Source organism: Mesorhizobium sp. WSM4841, from assembly GCF_055811515.1.
Genome location: NZ_JBVVQC010000019.1, coordinates 96,053 through 110,265, shown reverse-complemented (window position 1 = coordinate 110,265; position 14,213 = coordinate 96,053). Strand labels below are relative to the sequence as shown.

The 14,213-nt window shown below is 63.1% G+C and carries 16 protein-coding genes and 1 pseudogene; 10 read left to right on the top strand and 7 right to left on the bottom strand.

Going from position 1 to position 14,213, the window contains the following annotated elements:
- Window positions 1-11: 11 nt before the first annotated feature.
- The gene (locus AC0L14_RS21730) at window positions 12-698 is read right to left on the bottom strand and encodes a ceramidase domain-containing protein (RefSeq protein ID WP_473750690.1); all 687 of its coding nucleotides are present in this window, start codon (window positions 696-698) and stop codon (window positions 12-14) included.
- A 176-nt stretch (window positions 699-874) separates the two neighbouring features.
- Between AC0L14_RS21730 and AC0L14_RS21725 the strand changes: the two genes are divergently transcribed.
- The 3 genes and pseudogenes from AC0L14_RS21725 (at window position 875) to AC0L14_RS21715 (ending at window position 2,830) form a co-directional block, all read left to right on the top strand.
- Complete coding sequence (locus AC0L14_RS21725; protein WP_473750689.1) at window positions 875-1,669, top strand: DUF1223 domain-containing protein; 795 nt, start codon at window positions 875-877, stop codon at window positions 1,667-1,669.
- 117 nt (window positions 1,670-1,786) lie between these two features.
- Window positions 1,787-1,933 (top strand): annotated as a pseudogene (locus tag AC0L14_RS21720) (IS110 family transposase); the annotation flags it as partial.
- A 510-nt stretch (window positions 1,934-2,443) separates the two neighbouring features.
- Window positions 2,444-2,830: a DUF2794 domain-containing protein gene (locus tag AC0L14_RS21715; protein ID WP_123148775.1), complete on the top strand. Its 387-nt coding sequence runs from the start codon at window positions 2,444-2,446 to the stop codon at window positions 2,828-2,830.
- A 4-nt stretch (window positions 2,831-2,834) separates the two neighbouring features.
- Here AC0L14_RS21715 and AC0L14_RS21710 read toward each other — a convergent pair whose 3' ends face one another.
- The 4 genes from AC0L14_RS21710 to AC0L14_RS21695 all read right to left on the bottom strand — a co-directional run bounded on the left by AC0L14_RS21710 (window position 2,835) and on the right by AC0L14_RS21695 (window position 8,053).
- Entirely contained in the window at window positions 2,835-3,404 is a 570-nt protein-coding gene (locus AC0L14_RS21710) for a GNAT family N-acetyltransferase (protein ID WP_473525888.1), read from the bottom strand.
- A gap of 209 nt (window positions 3,405-3,613) precedes the next feature.
- Window positions 3,614-4,393 (bottom strand): Bax inhibitor-1/YccA family protein, encoded by a 780-nt coding sequence (locus AC0L14_RS21705; protein ID WP_095495795.1) that lies wholly within the window; start codon window positions 4,391-4,393, stop codon window positions 3,614-3,616.
- Between the two features lie 241 nt (window positions 4,394-4,634).
- The gene (locus tag AC0L14_RS21700) at window positions 4,635-7,133 is read right to left on the bottom strand and encodes an ABC transporter permease (protein ID WP_473750695.1); all 2,499 of its coding nucleotides are present in this window, start codon (window positions 7,131-7,133) and stop codon (window positions 4,635-4,637) included.
- A 224-nt stretch (window positions 7,134-7,357) separates the two neighbouring features.
- Window positions 7,358-8,053 carry an ABC transporter ATP-binding protein gene (locus tag AC0L14_RS21695; RefSeq protein ID WP_473750688.1) on the bottom strand — a complete coding sequence of 232 codons (696 nt, stop codon included), beginning with the start codon at window positions 8,051-8,053 and terminating at the stop codon, window positions 7,358-7,360.
- A gap of 76 nt (window positions 8,054-8,129) precedes the next feature.
- Here AC0L14_RS21695 and AC0L14_RS21690 point away from each other — a divergent pair, with 76 nt between their 5' ends.
- A complete protein-coding gene (locus AC0L14_RS21690; protein ID WP_473750687.1) occupies window positions 8,130-8,771 on the top strand; it encodes an arylesterase in 642 nt (213 codons plus the stop codon).
- Between the two features lie 131 nt (window positions 8,772-8,902).
- The gene (gene thpR / locus AC0L14_RS21685) at window positions 8,903-9,499 is read left to right on the top strand and encodes an RNA 2',3'-cyclic phosphodiesterase (RefSeq protein ID WP_473750686.1); all 597 of its coding nucleotides are present in this window, start codon (window positions 8,903-8,905) and stop codon (window positions 9,497-9,499) included.
- On the opposite strand, the gene AC0L14_RS21680 is transcribed toward thpR, so the two are convergent.
- Window positions 9,403-9,921, bottom strand: a complete 519-nt coding sequence (locus tag AC0L14_RS21680) for a low molecular weight protein-tyrosine-phosphatase (protein ID WP_473750684.1) — start codon at window positions 9,919-9,921, stop codon at window positions 9,403-9,405. The genes thpR and AC0L14_RS21680 overlap by 97 nt on opposite strands.
- 52 nt (window positions 9,922-9,973) lie before the next feature.
- Between AC0L14_RS21680 and AC0L14_RS21675 the strand changes: the two genes are divergently transcribed.
- The 5 genes from AC0L14_RS21675 to AC0L14_RS21655 all read left to right on the top strand — a co-directional run bounded on the left by AC0L14_RS21675 (window position 9,974) and on the right by AC0L14_RS21655 (window position 13,578).
- On the top strand, window positions 9,974-10,267 hold the full coding sequence (locus AC0L14_RS21675) for a 4a-hydroxytetrahydrobiopterin dehydratase (protein WP_473750683.1): 294 nt from the start codon (window positions 9,974-9,976) through the stop codon (window positions 10,265-10,267).
- A gap of 156 nt (window positions 10,268-10,423) precedes the next feature.
- On the top strand, window positions 10,424-10,786 hold the full coding sequence (locus tag AC0L14_RS21670) for a YkvA family protein (protein ID WP_123148767.1): 363 nt from the start codon (window positions 10,424-10,426) through the stop codon (window positions 10,784-10,786).
- A 234-nt stretch (window positions 10,787-11,020) separates the two neighbouring features.
- Window positions 11,021-11,524 carry an invasion associated locus B family protein gene (locus AC0L14_RS21665; RefSeq protein ID WP_023803328.1) on the top strand — a complete coding sequence of 168 codons (504 nt, stop codon included), beginning with the start codon at window positions 11,021-11,023 and terminating at the stop codon, window positions 11,522-11,524.
- A gap of 336 nt (window positions 11,525-11,860) precedes the next feature.
- Window positions 11,861-13,096 carry a dual-specificity RNA methyltransferase RlmN gene (gene rlmN, locus AC0L14_RS21660; protein ID WP_473750682.1) on the top strand — a complete coding sequence of 412 codons (1,236 nt, stop codon included), beginning with the start codon at window positions 11,861-11,863 and terminating at the stop codon, window positions 13,094-13,096.
- Window positions 13,093-13,578, top strand: a complete 486-nt coding sequence (locus AC0L14_RS21655; RefSeq protein WP_473485968.1) for a hypothetical protein — start codon at window positions 13,093-13,095, stop codon at window positions 13,576-13,578. Before rlmN ends, AC0L14_RS21655 begins: the two co-directional genes overlap by 4 nt.
- Here the strand turns inward: AC0L14_RS21655 and AC0L14_RS21650 are convergent.
- A complete protein-coding gene (locus AC0L14_RS21650) occupies window positions 13,550-14,191 on the bottom strand; it encodes a LysE family translocator (protein ID WP_473485969.1) in 642 nt (213 codons plus the stop codon). The two genes, AC0L14_RS21655 and AC0L14_RS21650, sit on opposite strands and share 29 nt — an antisense overlap.
- Between the last annotated feature and the right edge of the window lie 22 nt (window positions 14,192-14,213).

Here is a 14,213-nt window from a genome sequence, read left to right as displayed (position 1 = left end):
CCCCTATTCCCCTATTCCCCTATTCCCCTATTCCCCTTCTTCGGCGCCCCGAAGCGCGCTGCCGCCGCCAGCAGCACGCCGAGCATCAGCCCGTTGAGGATGTGCCACAGGAAATGCGTGCCGAGCGGGAAGCTGCCGCAGACCAGCGGATCGATCATCCTGAAGATGACCGACACGACGAAGATCGCCGAGCCCGCCAGATTGTACCAGCCGGCGCGGTTGCCGCTCGCCGCCACTATGACGCCGAAGAAGGCGAGCGCCAGGAAGGGCGGCAGATAGCCGGTCGTGCCGTTCGATGCCTGGCGCAGCCAGTCCGGCACGGCCCAGGTCAACAACCCGGTGACGGCATAGAAGGCGACGAAGATGGCGACCGTCTTGCCCCATTTCATGCCGAGGAACCGGCGCAGGTTGAACAGCGTGTAGGCCAGCGTGAACCCGGCGATCGGCAGCACGTCGGCCCAGACCGTGCCGTGGTTGGCAAAGGTGTGGAACAGCGCCGAGCCGATGCCGATCGCCACCACCCACCAGGCCAGCACTTCGGCGAAGATGCCGGTGCCACGCCGGCGCACCTCCCGGACACCCCACAGCCCGGCGACAAGAAAAGCCAGATTGGTCAGTGCGTTGACCGGCTCGGCCCAGAGCCCCGGCCCGACCCGCTCGCAGTACAGGTCGACCGGCGTCAGGAGAGTTTGCCACATGCTGATTGTCGCCCGAATCGGTATCTACCCTGAAGTGTAGCCGTCCTATTGCGCCCTTGCAGTTGGTTACAGCGGTAAATTTCACCGCAACGTGACTTCCCGTTGACTGCCGCTTCTGCCACATATTTCGCCAATCAGAATAAAGCCGGCCATCACCGGCGGGAGTCGAAACGGCTATGACACCTCGAAGACCATTGCGGCTTGCGGCATTGGCGCTGGCCCTCTCGGTGCTTGCCGGCGCTGGACTTGCCGGCAATGCGCTTGCCGGCGAGGCCGACAAACCCCAGGCTGACAAAGCCTCGACTGATCAGCTCTTGGGCGTGGTCGAGCTCTTCACCAGCCAGGGTTGCAGTTCCTGCCTGCCGGCCGATGAGTTTTTTGCCGAGCTTGCCGCCAAGGAGAACATCGTCGCGCTCGCCTATCATGTCGACTACTGGGATTATCTCGGTTGGAAGGACACGCTGAGCCGCAAGGAGAACACCGAGCGGCAGTATGAGTATATGCGCGCCTTCGGCAGCCGCTCGGTCTATACGCCGCAGGCCGTCATCAATGGCCGCAGCCATGTCAACGGCGCCCGCCGCAAGGAAGTCGACGGCGCGCTCGCCCGCATGAAAGGATCCGGCGAGGGCATGCGGGTCAGCATCAACGTCATCCGGACCAGCGACCGCGTCATCATCGACGCCGGCGATGCCGGGACCGGCCCCAGCGATGCCCATGTCGTCATCGTCTATTTCGACCCGCCGCAGACGATCAAGATCGGCAAGGGCGAAAACACCGGCCGCAGCATGACCTACTGGAACGCCGTCTCCGGCATCCAGACCGCCGGCATGTGGCACGGCAAGGCGCAGCGCTACGAATTGCCGATGAGCGTGATTTCCAAGAAAGGCGGCTGCGCCGTGCTGCTGCAATCGGTGGGCAAGGACGGCATGCCGGGTCCCATCCTCGGCGCCGCCTTGATCCACAAGCCTTGAGCGGGGACCTCTCCTTCTCCCGTTGTGGGGCCCGAAGGGCGGGCGAGGCCCGCGACTCGCCCCGGGTGTGGATCGGCGCGCAGGACCGCGCTCCATCCTCTTCCTCATTGCCCGCTAGATCCTCACCTCGGCGCCTTCCACCAACGGTTGCAGGCCGCCGGAAAGGAAAAGATGGTTATCCGCATCGCACTCGCCAGAAAGCTGCTCGTCATTCTCAATGGAAAAGCACGCGATGCGCGCAAAGAGTTCGCTAATGCAACTTGACATCAGAGATAGTCGCTCATCCAACCTCGCGGAGCCTGTCCTCGGGCTTGCCGGAGGCAAGACCCGTGGGCGAGGCCACCTTCTCCCACAAGCGGAGAAGGGAAGCCGCGCGCATCCCACTTTCATCCAGGCATTAAAAAACCGACGTCAGCTTGCTTCTGACGCCGGTCATTTAGGTTTTGGGATCGTCGCACCCGATTTTTCCCAAGGAAAAACCGAGGTTGGTTCGATCCGACGCAGACCCGTGGGCGGGGGGCTTGGGGTTTACGAGCCAGTGCCGGACCGAACCGTCTCAGGCAACACCCGTAAATTCGTCGGACATTGGGGCATTAGCGCGGATAAAAGAAGGCAGAATTGTGGCGAAGCATCACCAATTCCAACGAGCGTTTTATAAACGTGACTGGACACCGGGGAAACGGTGCGGCGCCGCCTTTGTCCGGCTGGGCTTGCAATTCCACGGCGAAAGCGCCAACTTTGGTTGGCGTAAGATTCATTCGAAGGGATCGAGGCATGACTGATCACGGCAGCGGGACGGAGGATGGGGACGCATCCGCAATACTGATCCCGCTGCATGAGGCAAGAGGCGAACGCCTCGACCAGCCGGTGCGGTTCGACCGGCGTGAATTGGACCAGATCCTGAGGCTTTACGGGCGCATGGTCGCCGCCAATGAATGGCGCGACTACGCCATCGACCATCTCACCGACCGCGCCGTCTTTTCCGTCTTTCGTCGCACCAGCGAGGTGCCGCTGTTCCAGATCGTCAAGGATCCGAAGCTGGCGCGCCGGCAAGGCGCATTCGCCGTCATTGCCGCCGGCGGCCGTATTCTCAAGCGCGGCCAGGAACTTGGCCGCGTGCTCGGCGTCTTCGACCGCACGCTGAAGCTGGTCGAGGCCTAACTACTTATTGCTGCTGGCGGAATCTCCGTTCCGGCAACGAGTTGGGGTCGGGCGGAACCAGAGCTCCATCATTGATCGGCAGTTGCATGAAAACGGTGTCGAGCCAGCGTCCGTGCTTGTAGCCGGAGCCTTCCAGGCGGCCCGAATGACGAAAGCCGAGCTTTTCATGCAACCGCACCGAGGCACTGTCCGGCCGGCCGTCGCCGATTACCGCGATGATCTGGCGGAAGCCCGCCGCCTTGGCCGCCTCGATCAGCCCTTGCATTAGCTTGAGCCCGATGCCATGGCCCTTGGCCTCGGGCGCGACATAGACGGAGTCCTCGACGACAAAACGGTACGCAGGCCGCGGCCGGAAGGCGCCGGCATAGGCATAGCCGAGCACAATGCCGTCTTTTTCCGCCACCAGATAGGGAAAGCCACCCGCCATCAGACTATCGAAGCGTTGGCCCATCTCGGCGCGATCAGGTGGTTCCAGCTCGTAGCTCGCCGTGCCATGGGTCACCGCGTCGGCATAGATATCCGTGATCCGATCGAGATCGGCCGAAGTCGCGGCGCGTATCGTGATGTTGCTCATAATTTATGCACGTCAATCATCTGCCGGCCATTTCATCAAAGACCGGGGCAGAAGAAAAGGGCGGCCGTTGGGCCGCCCTTTCCAAACTCACTGGTCCAAGGACTTGCCTTAAACCATGATCCCGAAAAGTGGGAACCGGTTTTCGGAAAAGATCATGGTCAAACAAAAAGACAGGGCTCCATCCCGACTTTATCGGGATGGACCCGGCTCTATCGGCGGTCGCCCATGAACTGCAGCAGGAACATGAACAGGTTGATGAAGTCGAGATAGAGCCTCAGAGCGCCCATGATCGCCTTGCGGCCGGCGACATCAGTCTCGTCGCCCTCGAAATACATCTCCTTGATGTTCTGCGTGTCATAGGCGGTGAGACCCGCGAAGATCAGCACGCCGATCGCCGAAACGGCGAAGGAAAGCGCCGACGACTGCAGGAAGATGTTGATCACCATCGCGATGATCAGACCAACCAGGCCCATGACTAGGAACGAACCGAACGCGGAAAGGTCGCGCTTGGTCGTGTAGCCGTAGAGCGACAGTCCGCCAAAGGCGGCGGCGGTGGCGAAGAAGGTCTGCGAGATACTGGCGGTGGTGTAGACCAGGAAGATCGACGACAGAGACAGGCCGACGAGGCCGGCATAGACCCAGAACGTCGTCTGCGCGGCCGAAACGCTCATCGACTGGACACGGAACGACAGGAACATCACCGCTGCCAGCGGGGCAAAGATCACCAGCCATTTCAGCGGCGAACCAAAGATCGCGTAGCCGAAGGAGGTCAGCATGTCGCCATTCGGCAGCGTGGCGACCGCCGAAGCCGGATCGGTGGTAGTGGCCAGCATGATCGTTCCGACCGCGGCGAGGCCGGTGATGAGGAGGCCAAGCCCCATCAGATTGTAGACCTTGATCATATAGGCGCGCAGGCCCTGGTCGATAGCAGCATCGACGCCGGCGCCGGGCACGGCACGCGTCTGATAATTGCGAACGGGTTCAGCCATGGAAATCCTCATATTGCTTCTGCCCCGTCCGGTGTCCGGCCCATTTGGACCGCGGCGCCGCTGGCGGGGCTCCAGCATGCCTGCGGCGAAATATGATGGTTATTGGCGCCAAGAACAAGACCGTAACCGGGCGTAATGCTTCGTGAAGACACGAAAATCCGGATTTATCGGCCTTCCGAACCCCAACATTAACAAGATTTAACCGAATCCCAGTCGCGTTGAGCCTGCAGATGCCTGCGGATCAGAGATTGCGCAGCACCGGCGCCGCCTTGTGGCCCAGCACCCGCCAGGTGCCGGCGAGGCCAATGCCGACCGTGACCACCAGCGCAAAGACGATGGTTGCCACCGCCACATCGGGCATGAAATGCGACGGCAGCGTCATGACGCGCGCGACAACGAACCACGCCGCAATCCCGCCTGCCGCCAGCGCGAAGATCGCGGTGGCGAGGCCGATCAGCATGTACTCCAGCGAAAAGGCCGCGATCAGCGTCTTCCTGGTAGCGCCCAGCGTCTTCAGCACCACTGCATCGTGGATGCGGGCGCGGTTGCCGGCGGCCAGCGCGCCGGCCAGCACCAGCACCGAGGCGATCAGCGCCACGCCGGCCGCGGCCCTGATCGCAGTGCCGAGTTGCGCCACCAGCCGGTTGACGATGTCGAGAGCGTCCTTGACCCTGACTGTCGTCACGGCCGGAAAGGCACGGGTGACGGCGTTGAGAAGACGGGCATCGTCGGCCGGCGACGCGCCCTTGTCGGTCAGCGTCGCCAGCCAGCTATGCGGCGCGCCGGCAAACGTGCTGGGCGAGAACACCATGACGAAATTGATGCCCATCGTCTCCCATTCGACCTGGCGGAAATTGGCGATCTTCGCCGTCACGTTGCGGCCAAGCACGTTGACGGTGATGGTGTCGCCGAGCTTCAGCCCGATCTCTGCGCCTTCCTCGGCCGAAAACGACACCAGCGGCTCGCCGGCATAGTTGTCCGGCCACCAGGAGCCTTCGGTCAGCGTCGCATTCGCGGGAATACTGGCCTCGTAGGTCAGCCCGCGATCGCCGCGCAGCACCCAGGCCCCTTCCGGCGCAACCCTAGCCTTGTCGACGTCGACGCCGTTCAGCGCCATCACCCGGCCGCGCAGCATCGGCACCTTGACCAGCGTGCCCTTCGGCGCTTGCCTGCCGACCAGCGCAGAGAACGCGTCGACGTCGCTGCTCTGGATGTCGACGAAGAAGAAGTTCGGCGCCCGTTCCGGCAGGCTGCCGGAAATCTGCCGCCTGAGATTGCCATCGATCAGCGCCAGCGTCACCAGAAGCGTCAATCCCAGCCCCAGCGACAGCACCACCGACGGCGTCAAGGCACCTGGCCGATGGATGTTGCCGATGGCGAGCCTGAGCACCGTCGAGCCAACGCGCGGGCTCTTTTTGGCGGCCCACTGCACCAGCGCGCCGACGATGCGTAGCACCAGGAAAGCAAAAATGGTGGCGCCGACGAAGATCGAGGCGATATAGCGGTCGCCGGAAAACAGAATGGCCAGCGCCGCCAGGAGCAGCGCGATGCCGAGCGCCGCCGCCGTGTAGAGTGGGCGCGGAAAACCGCGGCCCTCAAAACCCATCTCGCGAAACAGCGCCGTCGCCGGCACGTCGCGCGCACGGCCGAGCGGCAGCAAGGCGAAAGCCAGCGTCACCAGCAGCCCGAACAGCGCCGCCATGCCGAGTGCGCCGGGATAGAACCCACCTTCCGCCGGCACCGGAATGACCGACTGGAGTACCGCGCTCGCCGCAAACGGCATCAGCGCGCCAAGCACAAGGCCGACCGTGATGCCGAGCCCGGCGATCATCAGGATCTGCACCAGATAGACGGTAAAGACGAAACCGCCCGAAGCCCCCAGGCTCTTGAAGGTGGCGATGACGCCGCGCTTGCCGTCGAGATAGGCGCGCACCGCATTGGCGACGCCGACGCCGCCGACCACCAGCGCCGTCAGCCCGACCAGCGTCAGGAACTGCGAAAACCGTTCGATGTTGGAGGACAACGCCGGTGCTGCGTTGCTGCGCGTGCGGATCGACCAGCCGGACTCGGGAAAATCCTCCGCCGCCTGATCCTGAATGGCTTTTATGCCCGCCTCGCCGGTGCCGCCGGGCAGGCGGACCTTGTAGGCGTTCTCGACCAGGCTGCCGGGCTGGATCAAACCGGAAGCGGCAAGCCCGTCCGTCGAGATCATCAGCCGCGGCGCAAAGCCGAAGCCGTCGGACACCGCGTCCGGTTCGTTGACGAGCCTGGCGCGCAGTTCGAAGGTGGCGCTGCCCAGCTTCAGCCGGTCGCCGACCCCAAGGTTCAGCCGCTCGAACAAAAGGTCGGGTGCTGCAGCGCCGAAAACACCGGATTCTTCGCCGAACAATTCCTGCTTCGACAGCGCCGGCTCGGTCTCCAGCGCGCCATAGAGCGGATAGGCTCCATCGACCGCCTTGGCCTCGACCAGCGCCTGATCGGAACCGTCCTCGAGCCGAGCCATCGAACGCATGTTGGCGCTGTGCGAGACCGTGCCCAGCCCGTCAAGAAAGACGTGCTCGGCTTGCGTCGCGGCGCGCTGATTGAGCTGGAAACGAAGATCGCCGCCGAGCAGCGACTGGCCCTCGTTGGCGACACCGGCGGTAATCGCCCGGGCCACCGAATTGACGCCGCCGATCGCCGCGACGCCGAGCGCGATGCAGGCAAGGAAGATCAGGAAGCCGGACAGCCCACCGCGCATCTCGCGCAGCGAAAAGCGGAAGGCGAGTGAAAAGGTGCGCGCCCAAGTGGCCGCTGCAGCCGGCCGCGGCGCCGGTCCGCGGGCTGGCCGAAGGCAAGACCCGGGGGCGTCCACCTGCTCCCCGAGGGGAGAGGAGGTCTCCAGCGCCGGCGCCAGCCTCTTCTTCCCGCCGGGGAGAAGGTGGCCCGAAGGGCCGGATGAGGGGATCTTGTCAGCCATTTGCGCTACGCCGTCACTTTAAGCAATGGCGCGCCCTCGATCCGGCCCGACCGCATCGATACCTGCCGGGAGCAGCGTGCGGCAAGCGCCGGATCGTGGGTGACCAGCACCAGCGTCATGCCGCGCTCGGCAGCCTTGGCGAACAGAAGATCGGCGACCTGCCGTCCCGTGGTCTGGTCGAGATTGCCGGTCGGCTCGTCGGCGATCAGGATGCGCGGCGAAGGCGCCAGCGCCCGGGCGATCGCCACACGCTGCTGTTCGCCGCCGGACAATTCGCCGGGATAGTGGGTGATGCGGTCACTCAAGCCCACCGCCTCCAGCTCCCGCGCCGCCACCCCGAACGGATCGGCATGGCCGGCAAGTTCCAGCGGCACTGCGACATTTTCGAGCGCCGTCATATTGGGGATGAGGTGGAAGGACTGGAAGACGATGCCAATGTTTCGCCCCCGAAACGATGCGATCTGGTCTTCGCTCCTGCCGTTCAGCAATTCTCCGGCAATTCGTACCGTACCCGAATCGACCCTTTCCAAGCCGGCCAACACCATCAGCAGCGTCGACTTTCCCGAGCCCGACGGCCCGACGATGCCGGTCGCCTCGCAATCAGCCACATCGAGGCTGACACCTTTCAGCACATGAACGGAAGACGCTCCTTCGCCGAGCGTCAACGATACATTTTTCAGCGCGATGACGGTTTCTGTCAAAATAAAATCGTCCTATATGGGAAAGGGTGGCCAGAATCCGCTGGTATAATGTTCTCGGTCATATGGGGCCTGCCGCATGGCTTTCAAACACACTCTTGCCGCAGCCTTGATCCTTTTCCTCGGATTTTGCGGCGCCATTTCGTCGGCGCGCGCCGAGCCCTTCAAGATCGTCGGTTTCGGCGACAGTCTGATGGCGGGCTTTGGCCTCGGACCGGATGAGGGCTTCACCCAAAAACTTGAGGCAGCACTTCGCGCCAAGGGCCACGATGTGACCGTCACCAATGCCGGTGTCTCCGGCGATACGTCGAGTGGCGGCCTGTCACGGCTCGACTGGTCGGTGCCGGACGGCACTCAGCTCGTCATCCTCGAGCTCGGCGCCAACGACATGCTGCGCGGCGTTTCTCCCGCCATCACCCAAAAGAATCTGGACGCCATGCTGGCGAAGCTGAAGCAGCGCAAGATCGCGGTGCTGCTGGCCGGCATGCGCGCCGCACCCAATCTCGGCGCCGACTACCAGAACGGCTTTGACGCGATCTTTCCGGAACTGGCGGAAAAATACGGCGTTCCGCTCTATCCGTTCTTTCTCGACGGCGTCGCCGGCGAGCCCGCCTTGCAGCTCGACGGTCTGCACCCGAATGCGCAAGGCGTCGACCTTATGGTCGAGCGCATTCTGCCGGCCGTCGAAAAGGCCATTGCCGTGGCTAAGGGCAACTCTTGAAGGAATGGCTATGCGTTCCGCAGGGACGATTTGAATTTTAGGCAGGGCTGCGACCAATAAACCGCTTGCCCCGTTCGATTTTCGATGATTCGCTAGGGACAAGAGTTCGATTCGAGGACAGGAGGCTTCCCATGCCGCGTCTTTTCACCGCCCTCGAAATTCCGCGTGACGCCGCCCTTTCGCTGTCCCTGCTCCGGGGCGGCCTGCTCGGGGCCCGCTGGATCGACGTCGAGAACTACCATTTGACGCTGCGCTTCATCGGCGATGTCGAGGGCCATGTCGCCGACGAGATCGCCAACGCGCTCGACCGTGTCCACCGGCCATCCTTCCCGCTGACGCTGTCCGGAGTCGGCGCCTTCGGCCAGAAGAAACCGCATGCGGTGTGGGCCGGCGCCTCCGCCTCGCCCGATCTTTTGGCACTGCAAGCCGAGATCGAGCGCATCTGCCAGCGCCTCGGCATCCCCGCTGATCCGCGCAAGTTCATGCCGCATGTGACCTTGGCCCGCTTACGCAATTCGAGCCCGCTCGACGTCGCCCAGTATCTTTCGGCACGCGGCAATTTTTCGACGCTCCCCTTCCGTGTCAGCCGCTTCGTCCTGATGTCGTCGCGCGATTCGGTCGGCGGCGGACCCTACATCGTCGAGGAGGCCTGGCCGCTGTCGGGCGCCGACAGCCGTGCCTCGAGCCGCGTCGCCAGCGCCTCCGACGCTTCGCGGATCATGCGGTAGACCGAGGCAAACGCCTCCGGCCCCTCGTGATAGGGGTCCGGCACATCGCTCACCCTTCCCTGCGCGAACTCCAGGAACAGATGGACACGGTCGCGCATGGCGGCAGGCACCAGCGCTTTCAGATCCCGGAGATTCGATCGGTCCATGGCGAGAATCAGGTCGAAACGCGAAAAATCGTCCGGCGTCAGCTTGCGCGCCCGCTGTCTGGAAATATCGATGCCGTGCCGCTCTGCGATCGACACCGAGCGCGGGTCGGGCGCCGAACCGGCTTCCCAGTCGCTGGTTCCGGCCGAATCAAGCAGGATATCCCGATCGAGACCGCGCTCCGCCAGGACGGCGCGCAACACGCCCTCCGCCAACGGTGAGCGGCAGATATTGCCGAGACAGACGAAAAGAATGGATTTTATCGGCTTTGCGCTCATCGATCCGGCACTATGCTGAAGACTGCGGATCCAGATAGCACGGGAAACGACTATGATGAGAGAGAAACTGAGCAAGGAGGCGGTCGTCGAGGCGCTGGCCGGGCTCGACGGCTGGTCGCTGGCCAGGGACGGCGGCTCGATCGCTCGCACCTTCACCTTCAGGAGTTTTTCCGAAGCCTTCGCCTTCATGACCCGTGCCCTGGCGGCGGAGAAGATGGACCATCACCCCGACTGGTCGAATGTCTACAAGACCGTGAACGTGACGCTGAACACCCATGATGCCGGCGGCCTGACGGCGCTTGATTTCGAACTGGCCAAGACGATGGAACGCTATTTCGGCGGTTGAACTCGCTGGTTCCCGACGTTCGCTGCCGGTCCTTTCCAAGCTGTCAGAATCGCTGCGTCGAGACAGCGGCATCTTGTAGTGGGGCACTGCTTTCACCACATTTTCCGCTGGCAGGCGCGCGTGGAACGACATGCGTAGCCTCCTTAGGAGAGACTGATGGCGCAAAAATCAGGTTTTGATTTCTTCGGCTTTAGCGGCAAGCCGGGCGAGGAGAGCGAAGTGCGCGAGAAATTCTGGCGCACGGCCAAGAGGGCTGCCCGGCAGATCCCGTTCATGGAAGAGCTGGTCGCCGCCTACTACTGCGCCATGGACAAGAACACGCCACTGCGCGCCAAGGGCATCCTGGTGGCGGCGCTCGGCTATTTCGTGCTGCCGACGGACGTCATCCCCGACTTCGTCTTCGGACTGGGCTTTACCGACGACATCGCGGTGCTTACCGCCGCGATCACCACGGTCAAAGCCCACATCACATCAGCGCATCGGCTCGCCGCCAAGCAGGCGATTGCCGACAACAGCTGAGCCGACGACAAGGCAGAAAAGTCAAACTCTTGCCGCTTTCGTGGCCTCCAAGTCGCGAAATGGACGTTGCAACTGCCGCTTTTCGAGCGACGGGCGCAAGGATGGCGGCGGTTTCCTGGGTGGATGTCCTTTTCCCAAGGGAAATTCACCGTTTGGTAACCCAGATTAAATCAAAATGAAGCGACGGGCAGGACGCTGAGCCGGCCTGCCTCCGCACCATATATGGGAAAAGCGATGCGCGGATTGATTGCTACAATTTCGAGCCTGGCACTGGTGGCCATGACAGCGCCGGCTCTGGCGCAGTCGGCGACCAAGATCGGCCAGCACAATGCCTGGGGCACCTACAGCTACCAGGCGTCGGGCGGCAAGGTTTGCTATGTGTTGACCGTGCCGACCGACAAGCAGCCGCCGACGCTTGACCATGGCGACATGTTCTTCTTCGTCAGCCAGCGGCCGGGACAGCAGGTGTCCTACGAGCCGCAATTCATCGCCGGCTACAATTTCCAGGAAAACTCCAAGGCCACCGTCACCATCGACGGCAAGAGCTTTTCGATGTTCACCCGCGGCAAGTCGGCCTGGGTCGAGAATGCCGCCGAGGAGCCGGTGCTGATCGCCGCGATGAAAACCGGCAGCGACATGAAGGTGCAGGCCAAGTCCGGCCGCGGCAACACCACCACCTATGTCTTTTCGCTGAAAGGCATTTCGGCGGCGCTGTCGTCCATCGCCAAGTGCAAATAGCCATAGGCGAAGCGGAGTTTGAGTAGGGCCGGGCCGTGCCTGGCGCGGCTCTCCCTTCTCCCCCTGTGGGAGAAGGTGGCCTCGCCCACGGGTCTTGCCTCCGGCAAGCCCGAGGACAGGCTCCGCGAGATGAGGGGTGTTCCAGGGAGCGCCAACGCCTCATTTCTTCCAACACCCCTCTTCCGTCTCGGCGCTGCGCGCCGATCCACCTTCTCCACAAGGGGAGAAGGTAAAGATCGCCCGTGCATGACTCCGCCGTCAACCTGTGTTATGCGCCGCGCTTCATTTCCAGCACGATGCTGTAATCGGCCGCAAATCGCTTATATTGGCGCAACAATGACCCTTTCATTCGACCTCACCGCCGAAGGCGCCCGTGACGCGTTGCGCGCCCGCGCCACGCCGGCCGAAAAACCGTCGCTGATTGGCCTGACCCGCGCCGAGCTTGGCGCTGCCCTGGTTGCATCAGGCATCGTGCCGGAGCGCCAGGCCAAGATGCGCGCCCAGCAGCTCTGGCACTGGATGTATGTGCGTGGCGTCTCCGACTTTGCCGGCATGTTCAACATCTCCAAGGATTTGCGCGCCGAGCTCGACAAGCATTTCACCGTCGCCAGACCCGAGATCGTCGAGGAGCAGATTTCCTCCGACGGCACGCGCAAATGGCTGTTTCGTTTTCCGCCGCGCGGCGCCGGCCGGCCGGTCGAGATCGAGACCGTCTATATTCCCGAAGAAGGCCGCGGCACGCTCTGCATCTCGTCGCAGGTCGGCTGCACGCTGACCTGCTCCTTCTGCCACACCGGCACGCAGAAGCTGGTGCGCAACCTGACATCAGAGGAAATCCTCGCCCAGCTTTTGGCCGCCCGCGACCGGCTCGGCGATTTCCCCGACCGCGACACGCCCGATGGCGCCATCGTGCCGGCCGAGGGCCGGAAAGTGTCCAACGTCGTCATGATGGGCATGGGCGAGCCGCTCTACAATTTCGAGGCGGTGAAGAAGGCGCTGCTGATCGCGTCCGACGGCGACGGGCTTTCCCTGTCGAAAAGACGCATCACGCTGTCGACCTCCGGCGTCGTGCCGGAAATCTTCCGCACTGGCGAGGAGATCGGCGTCATGCTGGCGATCTCGCTGCACGCCACCAATGACGATTTGCGCGACCTTTTGGTGCCGATCAACAAGAAATATCCGTTGAAAGAGCTGATCGCCGCCTGCCGCGCCTATCCCGGCCTGTCGAATGCCCGGCGCATCACCTTCGAATATGTGATGCTGAAGGACGTCAACGATTCGATCGAGGACGCCAAGGGGCTTATCAAGCTGCTCAAGGGCATTCCGGCCAAGATCAATCTGATCCCGTTCAACCCGTGGCCGGGCACCAACTACCAGTGCTCTGACTGGGAGACGATCGAGAAATTCGCCGACTACATCAACAATGCCGGCTATGCCTCGCCGATCCGCACGCCGCGCGGCCGCGATATTCTCGCCGCCTGCGGCCAGCTCAAGTCGGAGTCCGAGCGCATGCGCAAGGTCGACCGGCTGGCGCTGGAAGCGATGATGATCGCGGGGCACGGCGAGGCGTGACCCGTCTCATTGCCTATCTCGTCCGCTTCGCCGTCATCCTGATCGGCTATGTCGTCGCCGCGCTGGCCGCCAGCGCCTTCCTCAATATCATGTTTCTGGCGTCGCTGGGCTATACGCCGGAGCACGCGCACCCCACGGCGACGGCTTCGCTGTATTTTTCTATCCCCTTCGTTGCCCTGTTCGTCGCCTATTTCGCCTTCATGCCGGCAGCCATCGCCATTCTCGTCTCGGAAATCCTCGGACGGCGCGACTGGCTGTTCTATGCGCTGGCGGGCGCGGTGGTCGCGGCGGTCTTCCTCGGCTTCGCCTACCAGACCGCCGATGCCAATTTCGAGATCACCGATCCGCGCGTCGTCGCTGCCGTGATCGGCTGCGGCATGGTCGGCGGCATTTTCTACTGGCTAAGCGCCGGGCGCTCGGCCGGAAGCTGGCGTCAAGCCGGAAGGTCCGCGCCTACTTCGCCTGGGCGGTCAGGATCTTAAGCGCGAAGGCCGAAAACACCCCGGCGAACAGATAATCGACGACGCGCGTCACCCGCGGGCTGGTCTTCATCGCCGCGGAGAATTTTTCTGCTGCAAAGACCATTGGCGCTGTTACCGGGATCGACAAAATGACGAACATCGCGCCGAGGAAGAACAGCTTTCCAGGCGCGTTCGGATCATGCGCCGAGACGAATTGCGGCAGGAAGGTCATGAAGAACAGGATGATCTTCGGGTTGAGCAGATTGACACCGAGCCCTGCCGCCCAAGCGCGGAACAGCGAAATCTCCGGCCCGCTCTTCTTCTCGGGTGAAAAGGCCGACCCCTTGGTGATCGCCTGCCAGGCCAGGAAAACGAGATAGCCGGCGCCGAAGATCTTCAGGGCCAGGAAGGACATCGGCGAGGCGACGATCAGCGCCGAGATGCCGACCACGACCAGCGTGGTGTGGATCAGTGTGCCGCACAGTGCACCGGCCATCGAGGCAAAGCCGGTGGCGCGGCCATGGCTCAGCGTGCGCGACACGAACAGTGTCATGTCAGGCCCGGGTGTGATCGCCAGGATCACGGTGGCAATGGCGAACTGGATCAGCGTCGTGGTGTCGGGAATGAAGGACATGGGCGGGCCCTGGATAAACAGG